At 66.7% G+C, this 14,876-nt stretch carries 10 protein-coding genes; 8 read left to right on the top strand and 2 right to left on the bottom strand.

What is annotated here, in order from left to right; translation table 11 throughout:
• Window positions 1–83: 83 nt before the first annotated feature.
• From V6M48_RS04705 to recA, 5 genes are all read left to right on the top strand, one after another.
• Window positions 84–2,129, top strand: a complete 2,046-nt coding sequence (locus V6M48_RS04705; RefSeq protein WP_443019045.1) for a M13 family metallopeptidase — start codon at window positions 84–86, stop codon at window positions 2,127–2,129.
• Window positions 2,130–2,183: 54 nt separating this feature from the next.
• Entirely contained in the window at window positions 2,184–4,601 is a 2,418-nt protein-coding gene (locus tag V6M48_RS04700; RefSeq protein ID WP_332811367.1) for a hybrid sensor histidine kinase/response regulator, read from the top strand.
• A gap of 37 nt (window positions 4,602–4,638) precedes the next feature.
• The gene (locus V6M48_RS04695) at window positions 4,639–5,001 is read left to right on the top strand and encodes a response regulator (RefSeq protein ID WP_332811366.1); all 363 of its coding nucleotides are present in this window, start codon (window positions 4,639–4,641) and stop codon (window positions 4,999–5,001) included.
• A 120-nt stretch (window positions 5,002–5,121) separates the two neighbouring features.
• A complete protein-coding gene (locus tag V6M48_RS04690; RefSeq protein WP_332811365.1) occupies window positions 5,122–5,961 on the top strand; it encodes an alpha/beta hydrolase in 840 nt (279 codons plus the stop codon).
• 185 nt (window positions 5,962–6,146) lie between these two features.
• A complete protein-coding gene (recA, locus tag V6M48_RS04685) occupies window positions 6,147–7,172 on the top strand; it encodes a recombinase RecA (RefSeq protein ID WP_443019044.1) in 1,026 nt (341 codons plus the stop codon).
• 185 nt (window positions 7,173–7,357) lie between these two features.
• Here recA and V6M48_RS04680 read toward each other — a convergent pair whose 3' ends face one another.
• Window positions 7,358–8,572, bottom strand: a complete 1,215-nt coding sequence (locus V6M48_RS04680) for a multidrug effflux MFS transporter (protein ID WP_332811363.1) — start codon at window positions 8,570–8,572, stop codon at window positions 7,358–7,360.
• Between the two features lie 107 nt (window positions 8,573–8,679).
• On the opposite strand from V6M48_RS04680, the gene V6M48_RS04675 reads away from it, so the two are divergent.
• Window positions 8,680–9,303, top strand: a complete 624-nt coding sequence (locus V6M48_RS04675) for a glutathione S-transferase family protein (protein WP_332811362.1) — start codon at window positions 8,680–8,682, stop codon at window positions 9,301–9,303.
• Between the two features lie 36 nt (window positions 9,304–9,339).
• On the opposite strand, the gene V6M48_RS04670 is transcribed toward V6M48_RS04675, so the two are convergent.
• Window positions 9,340–11,367 (bottom strand): elongation factor G, encoded by a 2,028-nt coding sequence (locus V6M48_RS04670; protein WP_332811361.1) that lies wholly within the window; start codon window positions 11,365–11,367, stop codon window positions 9,340–9,342.
• Between the two features lie 228 nt (window positions 11,368–11,595).
• Between V6M48_RS04670 and V6M48_RS04665 the strand changes: the two genes are divergently transcribed.
• Together V6M48_RS04665 and alaS are read left to right on the top strand one after the other, a co-directional pair.
• Window positions 11,596–12,114, top strand: a complete 519-nt coding sequence (locus V6M48_RS04665; protein ID WP_332811360.1) for a hypothetical protein — start codon at window positions 11,596–11,598, stop codon at window positions 12,112–12,114.
• A 91-nt stretch (window positions 12,115–12,205) separates the two neighbouring features.
• Window positions 12,206–14,866: an alanine--tRNA ligase gene (gene alaS / locus V6M48_RS04660; RefSeq protein ID WP_332811400.1), complete on the top strand. Its 2,661-nt coding sequence runs from the start codon at window positions 12,206–12,208 to the stop codon at window positions 14,864–14,866.
• Window positions 14,867–14,876: the final 10 nt, after the last annotated feature.

Raw genomic sequence — 14,876 nt, 5'->3', positions numbered from 1 at the left:
AATGGGCCTGCATAAGCACCTGAAAGAAGGGTTTTATGCGTCACTTCCCGATCCTGATGCCCCCGATCCTGATTGCCTCGACGATGCTCGCGGGCTGCGCCACCAGCGGCAGCGCGCCAGGCGAGGCTGCCGCCCAGACCGAAATCCTGTCCGGCGCCGCCGCGGGCCCGGTCGCACCGCCAACCCAGGCCAAGCCGCAGATCGGAAGCTTTGGCTTCGATCAGGCCGGGATGGACCGCAATGTGGCGCCCGGGGATAATTTCTACGGGTTTGCGAACGGCACTTGGGCGCGGACGACGCCGATCCCGGCCGATCGTTCGAACTACGGGATGTTCACCGTGCTCGACGATCTCTCGCGGCAGCGTACGCAGCAGATCCTCGACGAGGCCAAGGCCGACCCAGGGAGCAAGATCGGCAATGCTTATGCGAGCTTCCTCGACGAGGCGGTGATCGAGGCGAAGGGAATGGCCCCGATCGCGCCGTGGCTGGCGCGCATCAAATCCCTCGGCGCCAGGCAGGGCTATGCGGCGCTCGCCGCCGAGGCCGACCGGATGGGGATCGCCACCCCGTTCGGCTCCTACATCGGCCAGGACGACAAGAAGCCCGACGTCTATGCGCTCCATCTCGCGCAGGCCGGCCTCGGTCTGCCCGACCGCGATTATTATCTCGCGAGCGATGCCAAGCTCGCCGAGACGCGGGCCGCCTATCGCGGACATCTCGAGCGCATGCTGACGCTGGCGGGCGAAGCGGACGCCGTCCCGCGCGCGAAGGCGATCCTCGATTTCGAGACCGCGATCGCCCGGGTCCATTGGACTCGCACCGACAGCCGCGATGCCACCAAGACCTACAACAAGATCGCGCTGGCGAAGCTCGAGAGCGACGCCCCGGGGTTCGAATTTGCAAGCTTCCTCAAGGGTATCGGCGCCAATGTCGACAATGTCGTCGTCGCCCAGCCGAGCGCGGTCAAAGGCATTGCCGCGCTGATCGCCGCGACGCCGCTGCAAGTGCTCAAGGACCAGCTGCTGGTACGTTCGCTCCATGCTTTTGCTGACGTGCTCCCCGCGGCGGTGACCAGCGAGGATTTCGCCTTCTACGGGACGATTCTCTCTGGAACGCCGCAGATCGAGCCGCGCTGGAAGCGCGGCGTCACCTTCGTCACCGAGACGATGGGCGAGGAGGTCGGCAAGGCCTATGTCGCCAAATATTTCCCGCCGCAGACCAAGGCTCAGGCCGACCAGCTGGTCCGCAACGTGATCGCCGCCATGGGGCGCCGTATCGACCGGCTCGACTGGATGGCGCGCGAGACGAAGGCCAAGGCGCACGCCAAGCTCGCCGCCTTCACGCCCAAGATCGGCTATCCCGAGCGTTGGCGCGACTATTCGGGCCTGCGGATCGACCGCGCCGATCTGTTCGGCAACGCGGTGCGCTCGCGTGCCTATGAGCATGAATATCAGGTCGGCAAGCTCGGCAAGCCGATCTACCGCTGGGAATGGGGAATGACCCCGATGGAGATCAACGCTTATGCCAATTTCGGCATGGTCGAGATCGTCTTCCCTGCGGCGATCCTGCAGCCGCCCTTCTTCGATCCCAACGCCGATCCGGCGATCAATTACGGCGGCATCGGCGCCGTCATCGGCCACGAGCTCAGCCATCATTTCGACGACCAGGGCGCCAAGTTCAACAATGAGGGTCGGCTGAGCGACTGGTGGACGCCACAGGACGTCAAGCATTTCGAGGCGCTTACGAAGCAGCTTTCAGACCAATATGACCGCTATGAGCCGCTTCCGGGGATGCGTCTCAAGGGCGGGCTGACATTAGGCGAGAATATCGCCGACCTCGCCGGCGTGACGATCGCCTATGATGCCTATAAAGCGTCGCTCGGGGGCCGCGAGGCGCCGGTGATCGACGGCCTCAGCGGCGATCAGCGCTTCTATCTGGGCTGGGCGCAGGTCTGGCGGCGCAATTACCGTGAGGCCAATCTGCGTCAGCGCCTGCTCACCGATCCGCATTCGCCGTCCGAGCAGCGCGTTGCCGTCGTTCGCAACCTCGATCCCTGGTATCGCGCGTTCGACGTCAGGACCGGCCAGACGCTCTACCTGCCGCCCGAGCAGCGCGTTCGCATCTGGTGATAGCCTCGGGCGCTTGACGTCGGGGAGAGGCAGGGGACATGAGTGGTTGCAGCCATGGCTTCAACACCGCTCCTTGTCTCCGGCAGCTCCGCTGCCCCGCTTCGATCGATCGGTAGCGCGCTCGGCGCTGCTTTATTGATCCTTGCCGCGGCGGGCTCGGCCGCATTGCTGTTGTTCACCGTCCGCGATCCGTTGTTCGCCGGCGCGTTCGCGGCGGGCCTGCTCGCGGTCGGCGCGCTGATGCTGCTGCGCTCGCGCAGCGGCGCGCGCGAGACGACCGAGGCGGTGTCCGCGGGGATCGACATCGCCCTGCTGCGCGCTGCGATCGACGTCACGACCAACGCCGTCGCGGTCACCGACGCCAATGGTCACCTGCTCTGCGCGAACGAGGCCTATGCGAGCTGGTTCGGCGGCTATGCTACGCCGCCCGATCTGGCGTTCGGCGAGCGCGAGCAGGAACGGCTGCAGCAAGCCGCGCTCGCCGCGCGGCGTGATGGCAATGCGGTGATCGAGCAGTTCGGCACCGACGGCGCCGGCTTGAGGGCGCAGCTCAGCCGCGAAGGCGCCGATCAGTCCGCTTTAGTCTGGAGGTTCACGCGCCGCAACGCGATCGATCTTGCGGCCGAGGCGCGCCGCCTGCTCACCGGCGAGGCGGGGGACCGCATCGGCGAGGCGGGATTGATGGCGGTGCTCGCCGACCTCGACGGCGCGCTGGTCGCCGCGAACCGCGTGTTCCTGCTGCGCGCGACCGGCAGCGCCGACACTGCTGCGGTCGGAACGCCGCTCGTCGGCCTGCTGAGCGCGACCGAGGACGGTCAGTTCAGCTTCGCGATCGAAGGAGGCGGCGCGACGCCCTTGCGCATCGTCCAGATCCCGATCGCCGACGGCGTCAATCCGCTGACCCTGTTCCTGCTGCTCGACGATGCCGACGGCGGGTTTCGCCGGCTCGGCAAGGACGACACCGCCCACATCAACGCCTTGCTCGACATCCTGCCGCTCGGGCTCGCGCTCGCCAATGTCGACGGCCGTTTCATCTATCTCAACAAGGCGTTCCGCAAAGGCGCGGCGCTCGTCGAGGGGGTCAAGGCGGTCTACCCGGGCGATCTCGTGGTCAGCGAGGATAAAGCGGCGGTGTCCGATCTCGTCCGCCGTTTCGCGCGCGGCCCGTCCGCGGCGAGCGACATCGCGGTGCGCCTCAAGTCCAATCCCGAAGAGCCGGTCGCGCTGACGATCGCCGGCGTGCGCGGTCTCGGCCAGGGCGCCGTCCTGCTCTCGCTCAAGGACAATAGCGAGGAGGACCGGCTGAAGCGCCAGGTGGCGCAGGCGACCAAGATGCAGGCGGTTGGCCAACTCGCCGGCGGCGTCGCGCACGACTTCAACAACATCCTCACCGCGATCATCGGCTATTGCGACCTGATGCTGATGCGCCACTCGCCCGGCGACAGCGATTATGACGATATCCAGCAGATCAGGAGCAATTCGAACCGTGCGGCAGGGCTGACGCGGCAGCTGCTCGCCTTCTCGCGGCAGCAGACCTTGCGGCCGCAGGTGCTGCAGCTCCCGGACGTGATCGCCGAAGTTTCGAACCTGCTCAAGCGCCTGCTCGGCGAAACGGTCGCGCTGCAGGTCAAGCACGGCCGCAGCCTCGGCGCGGTCCGCGCCGACCCCGGCCAGCTCGAGCAGGTGATCGTCAATCTCTGCGTCAACGCCCGCGACGCGATGCCCAAGGGCGGGACCTTGACCCTGCACACCTATTCGGTTTCGGCCGACGACGTCCGCAGGATGGGCAGCGACATCCTGCCGATCGCCGATTACACCGCGCTGCGGGTCTCGGACACCGGCACCGGCATCCCGCCGGCGATATTGAGCAAGATCTTCGAGCCGTTCTTCACCACCAAGGAAGTGGGGAAGGGGACCGGGCTCGGGCTCTCGACCGTCTACGGTATCGTCAAGCAATCGGGCGGCTTCATCTTCGCCGAATCGGAGCCGGGCAAGGGCAGCAGCTTCACCATCTACCTGCCCGTCCACGCCGCCGGCGCCGCCAAGGCCTCCGAAAAAGGCAAGGGCAAGGCTCCGACCGGGGAGCTGTGGGGAACGGGGACGATCCTGATCGTCGAGGACGAGGCGATGGTGCGCGCGGTCGCCGAGCGGGCGTTGACCCGCCATGGCTATACGGTGCTCACCGCCGAAAGCGGTGAGGCCGCGCTCGAGATCCTCGAGCGGGAGGACAAGGTGGACCTGATGATCTCCGACGTGGTGATGCCGTCGATGGACGGGCCGACCACGGTGCGCGAGGCGCGCAAGACCCACCCCGATCTGCCGATCCTGTTCATCTCCGGCTATGCCGAAGAGCAGTTGCGCAAGTCGATCGATCTCGAGCGCGTCGCCTTCCTCGCCAAGCCCTTCTCGGTGCAGAAGCTCGCCGAGGCGGCGCGCGATGCCCTGCTCTCGAACAAGTCGGCGGCGAAATAGTTTTTGATTTTTTCTGATCTGGCCCTAATCGAGCCTCGTGTCCGGTCGTTCCATCCTTATCGTCGAAGACGAACCGCTTATCGCGATGATGCTGGAGGATTTTCTCGACTCGCTCGGCCACCGGGTCGCCGGCACCGTCGACAGCGTCGCCGAGGCGATGGCCAAGATTGACGAAGGCGGGTTCGACATCGCCATCCTCGATGTCCATCTCAAGGGCGAGCACGCCTGGCCGATCGCCGACCGTCTGCTCCAGGAAGGCTTGCCGTTCATCTTCGCCACCGGCGGCCATATCGATCCGCCGCCGCCCGCGCACGCCGGCGCCCCGGTGCTCGCCAAGCCCTATACGATCGACGCGATCGAGCCGGCGCTCGCCGCCGCCTGCGCCAACGGGGCCGGGTAAAGCATTGCGCGAAAAGGTGGGTACCGGCTTTTCGCAAGCAGCAATGCGGCATCAAACAATTAGAGGGCAGGCTGCGATTCCATCTGATCGCAGCTTGCCCTAGCCGCAAGCCGCCGCGGGATGAAGAGCATCCTGTCGGTCGCCCTTTTCATCGTCGGCACCTATACGGCGATCGTCGTCCTCATCTATTTTCTCCAGACGGCGATGTTGTTTCCGGCGGGTGCGGCCCGCGAGGGTCCGCCGCTGCCGCCCGGTGCCGAGCGACTGCGCCTCGCGACGTCGGACGGCGAGACCTTGCAGGGTGTCCATCTCACGCCCGGCGCGCGGCCGAACGAAGGCGAGCGACCGGTCATCCTCGGTTTCGGCGGCAATACGTGGGACGCCGATGCCGCCGCTCTCTACCTCCAGCAAGTCTATCCCGAAGCCGACATCGTGACCTTCCACTTTCGCGGCTATCACCCGAGCAGCGGCACGCCGAGCGCCGCCGGCCTGCTGAGGGACGCGCCCGCGGTGCATGATCTGGTTGCACGTCGCTTTCCCGCCCGCCCGGTCGTGGCTGTCGGCTTCAGCGTCGGCAGCGGCGTTGCGGCGCATCTCGCAAGCGCGCGGCCGCTCGCTGGAGTGATTCTGGTCACGCCGTTCGATCGGCTCGCCCGTGTCGCAAGGGATCATTATCCGTGGCTGCCGGTCCGCGCATTGTTCCGCCACGACATGAACGCCGTCGAGGCGCTGCGCGGCGCAACGATCCCGGTGGCGATCATCGCCGCCGGCGCGGACGACATCATCCCGCCAGCCCGCACCGAAGCGCTGCGCGGAACGTTACGGACACTGGTCTACGACCGCACGATCCCCCACGCCGGGCACAATGATGTTTATGATCGCGCTGATTTCCGTGAGGCGATGAAGGAGGCGCTCGCGGCGATCGTCCGAGGGAGAGGCCCAAAACCCAGCGCGGCCTGATCTTTCGTGTGGAGTCGGTGGCGCGGCAGTCTTCGTTCGGGGGGCATTCGTTTCACTCTTGTTCCCGTGGAACATAACATGTACATCGCTTCCTACGTTGAACCCGCTGCGCGGACATCATAGGAGGGCAGTGCACCATGGCGACATCGCTCAAAGTCGTTGGATCCGACAGGAATTCTGAGAATATGGACAAGCAAAAGGCCCTCGAAGCAGCGCTTGCGCAGATCGACCGCGCATTCGGCAAGGGCTCGGCGATGAAATTGGGATCGCGCGAAGCGGTCCAGATGGAGTCGATCTCGACCGGCTCGATCGGCCTCGACATCGCGCTTGGCATCGGCGGCCTGCCGCGCGGCCGCATCATCGAGATCTACGGGCCGGAAAGCTCGGGCAAGACGACGCTCGCGCTCCATGCCGTTGCCGAGGCGCAGAAGGTCGGCGGCACCGCTGCCTTCGTCGATGCCGAGCATGCGCTCGACCCGATCTATGCGAGGAAGCTCGGTGTCGACATCCAGGAGCTGATCATCTCGCAGCCCGACACCGGCGAGCAGGCGCTCGAGATTTGCGACACGTTGGTGCGCTCGAACGCGGTCGATGTGCTGGTCATCGATTCGGTCGCTGCGCTCGTGCCGCGTGCCGAGATCGAGGGCGAGATGGGCGACAGCCATGTCGGACTGCAGGCGCGGCTGATGAGCCAGGCCTTGCGCAAGCTGACCGGCTCGATCTCCAAATCGCGCTGCCTGGTCATCTTCATCAACCAGGTGCGGATGAAGATCGGCGTGATGTACGGCAATCCCGAGACCACGACCGGCGGCAACGCGCTCAAATTCTACGCCTCGGTCCGGCTCGACATCCGCCGCACCGGCCAGATCAAGGAACGCGACGACATCGTCGGCAACACGACGCGGGTGAAGGTCGTCAAGAACAAGGTCGCACCGCCGTTCAAGCAGGTCGAGTTCGACATCATGTACGGCGAGGGCATCTCCAAGATGGGCGAGATCCTCGATCTCGGCGTCAAGGCAGGGATCGTCGAGAAATCCGGATCGTGGTTCAGCTATGATTCGATCCGCATCGGCCAAGGCCGCGAGAATGCGAAGACCTTCCTCAAGGAAAATTCCGAAATCGCCCTTCGCATCGAGAATGCGATCCGCGGCAGCACCGAGACGGTGGCCGAGGCGCTGATGGCGGGACCAACGGAAGACGACGATATCTAGAGCATCGTGCGCAAAAGTGGGAACCGGTTTGCGCAGAAAACGATGCGGTAACAAATGATTAGAGCGGGATGCGTGATCCAGATATCGCGCATTCCGCTCTAGACGTCAGGATCTAAACGTCAGGCAAGATGAGCAGAGGGCCGGGGAGGGTGGCTTCCCCGGCCTTTTTGCGCCGGGCGCAGCGTCTAGCGATGCTCGGGCGGATTGGCCCAGATCGCGGTGAGCAGGCCGCACACACCGCAAACCGCAAAGGCGAGGACGAGCGGCAGGGTCGTGCCGTCGAACCATTGGCCGACCGCGAGGCCGATCAGCGCGCCGCCGATCGTCGTGATCGTCCCCTGCACGGAGGAGGCGGTGCCGGCGATATGGCCGAGCGGCTGCATCGCCAGCGCATTGAGATTGGCCGAGGCAAGCCCGAACGAAGCCATCGCCAGCGCCTGTAGGACGATGAACAGGATGAGATGCTCGCCGATCGCCAGCACAAGGATCAGGTGGAGCAATGACAATGCTGCGAACGCTCGGAGCGCGGCGAGCATGATCCGGCGCGAGCCGATCCGCTCGACGATTCGCGAGTTGAGATAGGAAGTGATCGCCATCGGCCCGGCGATCGAGGCGAAGATCACCGCCATCAGATCGGGTCGCTCGAAGATGTCGAACACGATCTGCTGGATCGAGTTGATGAACGCAAACAGCGCGCCGACCACCAGGGTCAGCGCGAGCGTGTTGCCGATCGAGACGCGCTGATGCAGCGTGGTCGCGACCGCCTCGCGGATCTTGGCGAGCGAAAGCGCACGCCGCCGGTCTGGCGGATGGGTCTCGGGCAGGCGCAGCAGCAGCCACGCGACCAGGAACAGGCCGTAGAGCGCCAGCAGGAAGAAAATGGCGCGCCAGCTAGCGGCGGCGAGCACGGCCTCCCCGAGCGCAGGCGCGAGCACCGGCACGACCATGAAGAGGATGAACGAGAGCGACATGATCCGCGCCATCGTCGGCCCGTCGAACTGGTCGCGTACCATAGACACGACCAGCACCCGCGTTCCGGCCGCCGCTATGCCCTGCAGCAGACGCGCGCCGAGCAGCACCGCAAAGCTCCCCGAAAGGCCGGTCAGCAGCGAGAACAAGGCGTAGCTCGACAGGCAGAGCACGAGGATCGGCTTGCGTCCGAAGCGATCCGAGAGCGGGCCGTAGAGCATTTGCCCGCCGCCGAAGCCGAGCAGGTAGAAGGTGATGATCAGCTGCCGGCTATTGTCGTCCTCGATCCCGAAGGTCGCGCCGATCGCGGGCAGCGCCGGCAGCATCGAATCGATCGCGAGCGCGCCCGCAGCCATCAGCGCTGCGGTCAGGACGATGAATTCGCCGATGGCGCGCGCAGGGCGCGGCTTGTGGTGCGTTCGGTCGCTCATCAACATCCTGAAAAGGCGCCCGGACGGGCACATCATGCCATGCGGCAGCCGGCGTGGTTGCACAAGTTTCGTTTCAGCCGGGGCAAAGCTGGGCTAGACGCGCGCTTATGATCATCGTCCACCATCTCGAGAACAGCCGCTCGCAGCGCATCCTGTGGCTGCTCGAGGAATTGGAGATGCCCTATCGCGTGCGGCGCTACGCACGCGATCCCAAGACGATGCTCGCGCCGGCCGAGCTCAAGGCGGTTCATCCTCTCGGCAAATCGCCGGTGATCGAGGATGAGGGACGCGTGATCGCCGAAAGCGGCGCGATCGTCGAATATCTCGTCGAGAAATCGGGCGGCAAACTCGGCCCTCCCGCCAATCGCGATTCGGTGCTGCTCTACCGCCAATTCCTGCATTATGCCGAAGGCTCGATGATGCCGCCGTTGCTGGCGCTGCTGGTCGTCGACCGCCTCGGCCTGCTCGGCAAGCCGGCGCGGGGCAATGTCATGGCGCTGCTCGAGGGGCATCTCGACTGGCTCGAGGCTGAGCTCACCAAGCGCGACTGGTTCGCCGGAGACAGCTTGACCAGCGCCGACGTCATGATGAGCTTCCCGCTCGAGCTCTGCCGCGCCCGCGCCGGCCTCGATGCCAGCCGTCCGCACCTGATCGATTGGCTCGAGCGCATCCACGCGCGCCCGGCCTATGGCGCGGCGCTGCACAAGGGCGGGCGCTACGCTTACGCCTGATCCGCGCCGGCGGTGATCACGCAGCCGCCGGGCACGCTACGCCGGCTCGAGCTCGCGGTGCACGACGTCTTCGGCAAGCTTGCCGTTGAGCTCGGCGAGATGATCGTAGGCTGCGGTGTAGCTGGCGAGGCCGTGGCTGAGCGAGCGTAGCTCCGCGTCGAGCCCGCGCAGCTCGGCTTCGGGCAGCATCGCCTCGATCCGGTCCCAGCGTGACCAGCCTTCGCGCGGGGCGATGCCGAGCATCTGGCCGCGCCGGCTCGCGAGCGCCGAGGTCACGCGCGAAGTCGCGCTGCCGGGGCACATGATCACCAGCCGCTGGACCGGCTCGAGCAGATGCGGTGCTGCGGCGGCAAGCGCCTCGGACATCGCGATCCGGCCGGCGGTGCGGAACGCAAGCTCGGAGCTGTCGACGCTGTGATAGGAGCCGTCGATCAAGGTCACCGCGACGTCGACGACCGGGAAACCGAGCGGTCCCTTGGTCATTGCGTCGCGCACACCCTGCTCGACCGCCGGTATCCATTGCTTGGGGACGGCGCCCCCGGTGATCCGCTCCTGGAAGCGAAAGCCCTCGCCGGCAGGCAGCGGAGCAAGCTCGATCACCACGTCGCCGAACTGGCCGTGGCCGCCCGACTGCTTCTTGTGCCGGCCGCGCTGGGTGACGCTCTTGCGGATCGATTCCTTGTAGCCGACCGCCGGGCTGCGCGCGTCGACCGCGACCCCGTAGCGCCGCTTGAGGCGGGCGAGGGTGACGGCAAGATGCTCGTCGTTGACCCCGCTGAGCCGCGTCTCGTGCAATGCCTCATCCTGCTCCCAGCGCAGCGAGCGGTCTTCCTCGACGAGCTTGTGCAGCGCCGCGGAGAGGCGGACGTCGTCCTTGCGCTCGCGCGTCGTGATCGCGAGCACATGATTGCTGGCGGGAAGATCGACCTCAGGGGCGGGCGGTGTCGATGCGGCTGCGCCCAGCCACTCGCCGGCGCCGACCGCGTCCGCCTTCGCGATCGCCACCACATCGCCGATTTCGGCGCGGCGGAGCTTGTTCGCTTTTTCGCCCTGCATCGCGAACAGCGCGCCGACCCGGATCGAGTCGCCGGCGGCGGTGCTCAGCTCGGTGCCTTCCTCGAGCGGGGCGCCGAACACGCGCGCGAATGCCAGCCGGCCGAGCGCGCCGCCGTGCGACACCTTGAAGACGGACGCGCAACCCTGCTCGGCCCCGAGCCGCTCGGCGGCCTTGTCCGCCGGCGGCGCTTCATGGCGAAGCGCCTTCAGCAGCCGCCTGACGCCAAAGCCGTTGAGCGCCGAGCCGAACAGGACGGAAATGGCGAGCGTGTCGCGCGTCTCGCGCGCGAGGTCTGCGAGCACGGTGGGAAGATCGGGCGGTTCGTCCATCAGCAATTGCTCGAGCAGCACTTCGTCATGATCGGCAAGCTGCTCGAGCATGCGAAAGCGGTCCTTCGCCTCGCGTTCGACAAGCTCGGTAGGGATTTCGGCAAGCTCGGACGGCTTTCCCGGGCGATATTGATAGGCGCGCTCCAGCGCGAGATCGACGAAGCCGCTGATCCTTTCGCCGTCGCGGATCGGGATCTGGCGGGCGATCAGCGGCTCGCCGCTCAGCGGCTGCAAGGCTTCGAGCAGGTCGCGCATGCTGCCCCGCGCCTGATCGGCCTTGTTGACGAAGATGAGGTGCGGAATCGACTGTGCGTCGAGCTGGCGGAGCATGGGCTCGGCAAGCGCCGCCCGCTCCGGATCGGGATCGACCACGACGATCGCGATGTCGGCGACCGCGACACCAAGCGCGCCGTCGGCAGCAAAACCGGCAGAGCCGGGACAGTCGAGCAAGGTGAACCCGTCGCCGAGATAGTCGAAGCGCAGCAGGTTGAGCTCGGTCGAGCCGCCGCGGGCGCGGGCTTCGGCGCTGGAGTCGCCGATGCTGGTCCCCGAGTCGACCGAACCCTGGCGGTCGATCGTCCCCGCGGCGTGCAGCAGCGCTTCAGCCAAGGTGGTCTTGCCGCTGCCGCCTGGTCCCACCAGTGCAACGGTCCTGCTGCCCAACGATCTTTCCGGCATGAATCTCTCCTCCGTGCCCGGGCGCCGGTCCGCAAGAGAGCGCGTCAGCGCCATTCCGATCGCAGACTCCACCCATAAGCGGCCAAGCGCAAGAGCCGATGATAGATTGCGCGGTCTGGAGCGCCGCGGATCGGGCGAAGCGACGCTGGCGTCGGAACGGGGGGCCCAAAGCAACGTTGTTGCGGGGCGGTTCGAAGTTCGGTTGCGAATCGCGCGTTGGAGTAGGTGATGGCTTATCCAGTGGCGCTCCCTGCCATGGCGGCTCTCTCGATCGCCGGGGCCGCGATCGGCGTCCAGCTCGGCCGAAGCGCGATCGCCGAGATCAATCCGGTCTATTTCAGCACGCCACAGGCGGCCCGCTTTTTCGCCGATCTCACTCCCAAGGCCTACCGGCTGGGGACGAGCGCATGGAGCGATTCGACCGATTATTGGCGCAACGAGCTCAACGTCAGCGGGCGCAGCGCCTGCCTCGATTGCGGCGGGAATTTCGTCGAGCCCGAGATTGTCGCAGCAGCGCTTCCCGAGTGGGACGAACCTGCCGCGCCTAGCGATCGCGCAGAGGCCGAGGCCGAGGATCCGGATCGCGGCCTCGGAGCGAGCCAGATCGAGCGCTATTCATCCTTTCCAGTGACCGCCGAGGAGGCATTGGAGCGAGCGAGCCGGGAGGCAATCGCCGAGGATCAGGGTGCCGCGCTGCGGCAGCCGGCGCCCGGCAGCAATGAGGAGCAGGTTCCGGTCGGGATGTGATCGGGATGCGACGGCGGCGGCATGACGGCGCGGCCGAGCCGCGGCGTGCGGCTTGCTTGCCCCGCCGCCTGCGCTCGCCTACATCGCGGGCATGACATCCACCAACGACATCCGCCGCTCCTTTCTCGACTATTTCGCGCGAAACGGCCACCAGATCGTACCTTCGGCGCCGCTGGTGCCGTACAACGATCCGACCTTGATGTTCGTCAATGCCGGCATGGTGCCGTTCAAGAACGTCTTCACCGGTCTCGAGACGCGGCCCTATTCGACCGCGACCTCCAGCCAGAAATGCGTCCGCGCCGGCGGCAAGCACAACGATCTCGACAATGTCGGCTATACGGCGCGGCATCACACCTTCTTCGAGATGCTCGGCAATTTCTCGTTCGGCGATTATTTCAAGGAGCAGGCGATCCATCACGCCTGGACCTTGCTCACCAAGGATTGGGGGCTCGATCCGGAGCGGCTGACCGCGACCGTCTACCACACCGACGACGAGGCCTTTGACCTCTGGCGCAAGATTGCCGGGCTCCCGGAATCGCGCATCATCCGGATCCCGACCTCGGACAATTTCTGGGCGATGGGCGACACCGGCCCGTGCGGGCCCTGCTCCGAGATCTTCTTCGATCATGGCGCGCACATCCCCGGCGGCCCACCGGGCTCGCCCGACGAGGACGGCGACCGCTTCGTCGAGATCTGGAACCTCGTCTTCATGCAATATGAGCAGGTCGATCCGGCGACCCGCGTCCCCCTGCCGCGGCCGTCGATCGACACCGGCATGGGCCTCGAGCGGATCGCCGCGGTGCTGCAGGGCGTCCACGACAATTATGAGACCGACACTTTCAAGGCGCTGATCGCGGCGAGCGGCGAGCTCACCAAGACCCCGACCGACGGCGCGCAGCAGGCGAGCCACCGCGTGATCGCCGACCATCTGCGCGCCGCAGGTTTCCTCGTCGCCGATGGCGTGCTGCCGGCGAACGAGGGCAGGGGCTATGTGCTCCGGCGGATCATGCGCCGCGCGATGCGCCATGCCCATCTGCTCGGCGCGCCGGAGCCGCTGATGCACCGGCTCGTCCCTGCGCTCACCGCCGAGATGGGTGCCGCTTATCCCGAGCTGATCCGCGCGCAACCGCTGATCGCGGAGACGCTCAAGCTCGAGGAGATCCGCTTCCGCCAGACGCTCGAGAAGGGGCTGCGGCTGCTCGACGAGGCGACGGCGGGAATGAAGGCGGGAGACACTTTGCCGGGCGACGTCGCGTTCCGCCTCTACGACACGTTCGGCTTTCCCTACGACCTCACCGAGGATGCGCTTCGCGCGCAGGACATCGGCCTCGATCGCGCGGGATTCGATGCGGCGATGGCCGAGCAGAAGGCCGCGGCGCGCGCCGCCTGGAAGGGCTCGGGCGACAAGGCGTCGGACGATGTCTGGTTCGACATCGCCGAAGAGCATGGCGCGACCGAGTTCACCGGTTATGCCGGGCACGAAGGCGAGGGCCAGGTGCTCGCTTTGGTCAAGGACGGCGCCAGGGTCGACCAGGCTGGAGCGGGCGATGAAGTGGTGGTGATCACCAACCAGACGCCTTTCTACGGCGAGAGCGGCGGCCAGAGCGGCGATGCCGGCAGGATCAGCAGCGACGACGGGCTCGATGCCGAGGTGATCGACACGTCGAAACCGCTCGGCCGGCTGCACGCGCATCGCACGGCCATCCGGGCCGGCGCGATCAAGGTCGGCGAGCCGGTCAAGCTCAGCGTCGATGCGGCGCGCCGGGCGCACATCCGCGCCAATCATTCCGCCACCCATTTGCTGCACGCGGCGCTGCGCCATCGTCTTGGTTCGCACGTCAGCCAAAAGGGAAGCCTCGTCGCCGAGGATCGGCTGCGCTTCGATTTCTCGCATCCCAAGGCGCTGACGCCGGAGGATATCGACGCGATCGAAGCCGAGGTGAACGCCCACATCCGCGAGAATGACGTCGTCACGACGCGGCTGATGACTCCCGACGAAGCGATCGCCGCCGGCGCGATGGCGCTGTTCGGCGAGAAATATGGGGACGAGGTTCGCGTGCTCTCGATGGGGCGCGGCAGCGACGCCAGCTATTCGGTCGAATTGTGCGGCGGCACCCACGTCAACGCACTCGGCGACATCGCGCTGTTCAAGATCGTCTCGGAAAGCGCGGTCGCCTCCGGCGTGCGCCGGATCGAGGCGCTGACCGGGGAGGCCGCGCGCAAGTGGCTGACCGAGCGCGAGGAAAGGCTCAAGCAGGCCGCCGCGATGCTCAAGTCCGCGCCCGAGGAGGTTCCGGCACGGGTCGCCGCGCTGGTCGAGGAGCGCCGCCGACTCGAGCGCGAACTCGGCGAGGCGAAGAAGGCGCTCGCGCTCGGCGGCGGCGGCGCGGCCCAGCCCCAGGCGAGCGAGACCGTCGGCGGGCACGGGTTCATCGGCCAGGTGATCGACGGGCTTGATCCCAAGGGCCTCCGCGGCCTGGTCGACGACGCCAAGAAAAGGGTCGGCTCGGGCGTGGTCGCCCTGGTCGCGGTCAATGACGGCCGCGCCAGCGTCGCGGTCGGCGTGACCGACGATCTCGCGCAAAGCCGCGACGCGGTCGATCTCGTCAAACGGGCGGTGGCGGCGCTCGGTGGGCAGGGCGGCGGCGGACGGGCCGACATGGCGCAGGGGGGTGGCCCCGACGGGTCAAAGGCCAAGGCTGCCCTGGCCGCGGTCCGCGATGCGCTCGAGGAAGTTTCCGCCGCGGCCTGATGCGCGACGG

This window comes from Sphingomonas sp., assembly GCF_036677245.1.
In the GTDB taxonomy this organism is placed as follows: Bacteria; Pseudomonadota; Alphaproteobacteria; order Sphingomonadales; family Sphingomonadaceae; genus Allosphingosinicella.
Note: the sequence above shows the minus strand (reverse complement) of the source record. Positions and strands in the feature narration are given on the sequence as shown.

Bases quoted from the DNA above. Each gene is read 5' to 3' on its own strand.
- V6M48_RS04705 (WP_443019045.1), top strand. From the start codon at position 84: ATGCTCGCGGGCTGCGCCACCAGCGGCAGCGCGCCAGGCGAGGCTGCC.
- V6M48_RS04700 (WP_332811367.1), top strand. From the start codon at position 2,184: ATGGCTTCAACACCGCTCCTTGTCTCCGGCAGCTCCGCTGCCCCGCTT.
- V6M48_RS04690 (WP_332811365.1), top strand. From the start codon at position 5,122: ATGAAGAGCATCCTGTCGGTCGCCCTTTTCATCGTCGGCACCTATACG.
- recA (WP_443019044.1), top strand. From the start codon at position 6,147: ATGGACAAGCAAAAGGCCCTCGAAGCAGCGCTTGCGCAGATCGACCGC.
- V6M48_RS04680 (WP_332811363.1), bottom strand. From the start codon at position 8,572: ATGAGCGACCGAACGCACCACAAGCCGCGCCCTGCGCGCGCCATCGGC.
- V6M48_RS04675 (WP_332811362.1), top strand. From the start codon at position 8,680: ATGATCATCGTCCACCATCTCGAGAACAGCCGCTCGCAGCGCATCCTG.
- V6M48_RS04670 (WP_332811361.1), bottom strand. From the start codon at position 11,367: ATGCCGGAAAGATCGTTGGGCAGCAGGACCGTTGCACTGGTGGGACCA.
- V6M48_RS04665 (WP_332811360.1), top strand. From the start codon at position 11,596: ATGGCTTATCCAGTGGCGCTCCCTGCCATGGCGGCTCTCTCGATCGCC.
- alaS (WP_332811400.1), top strand. From the start codon at position 12,206: ATGACATCCACCAACGACATCCGCCGCTCCTTTCTCGACTATTTCGCG.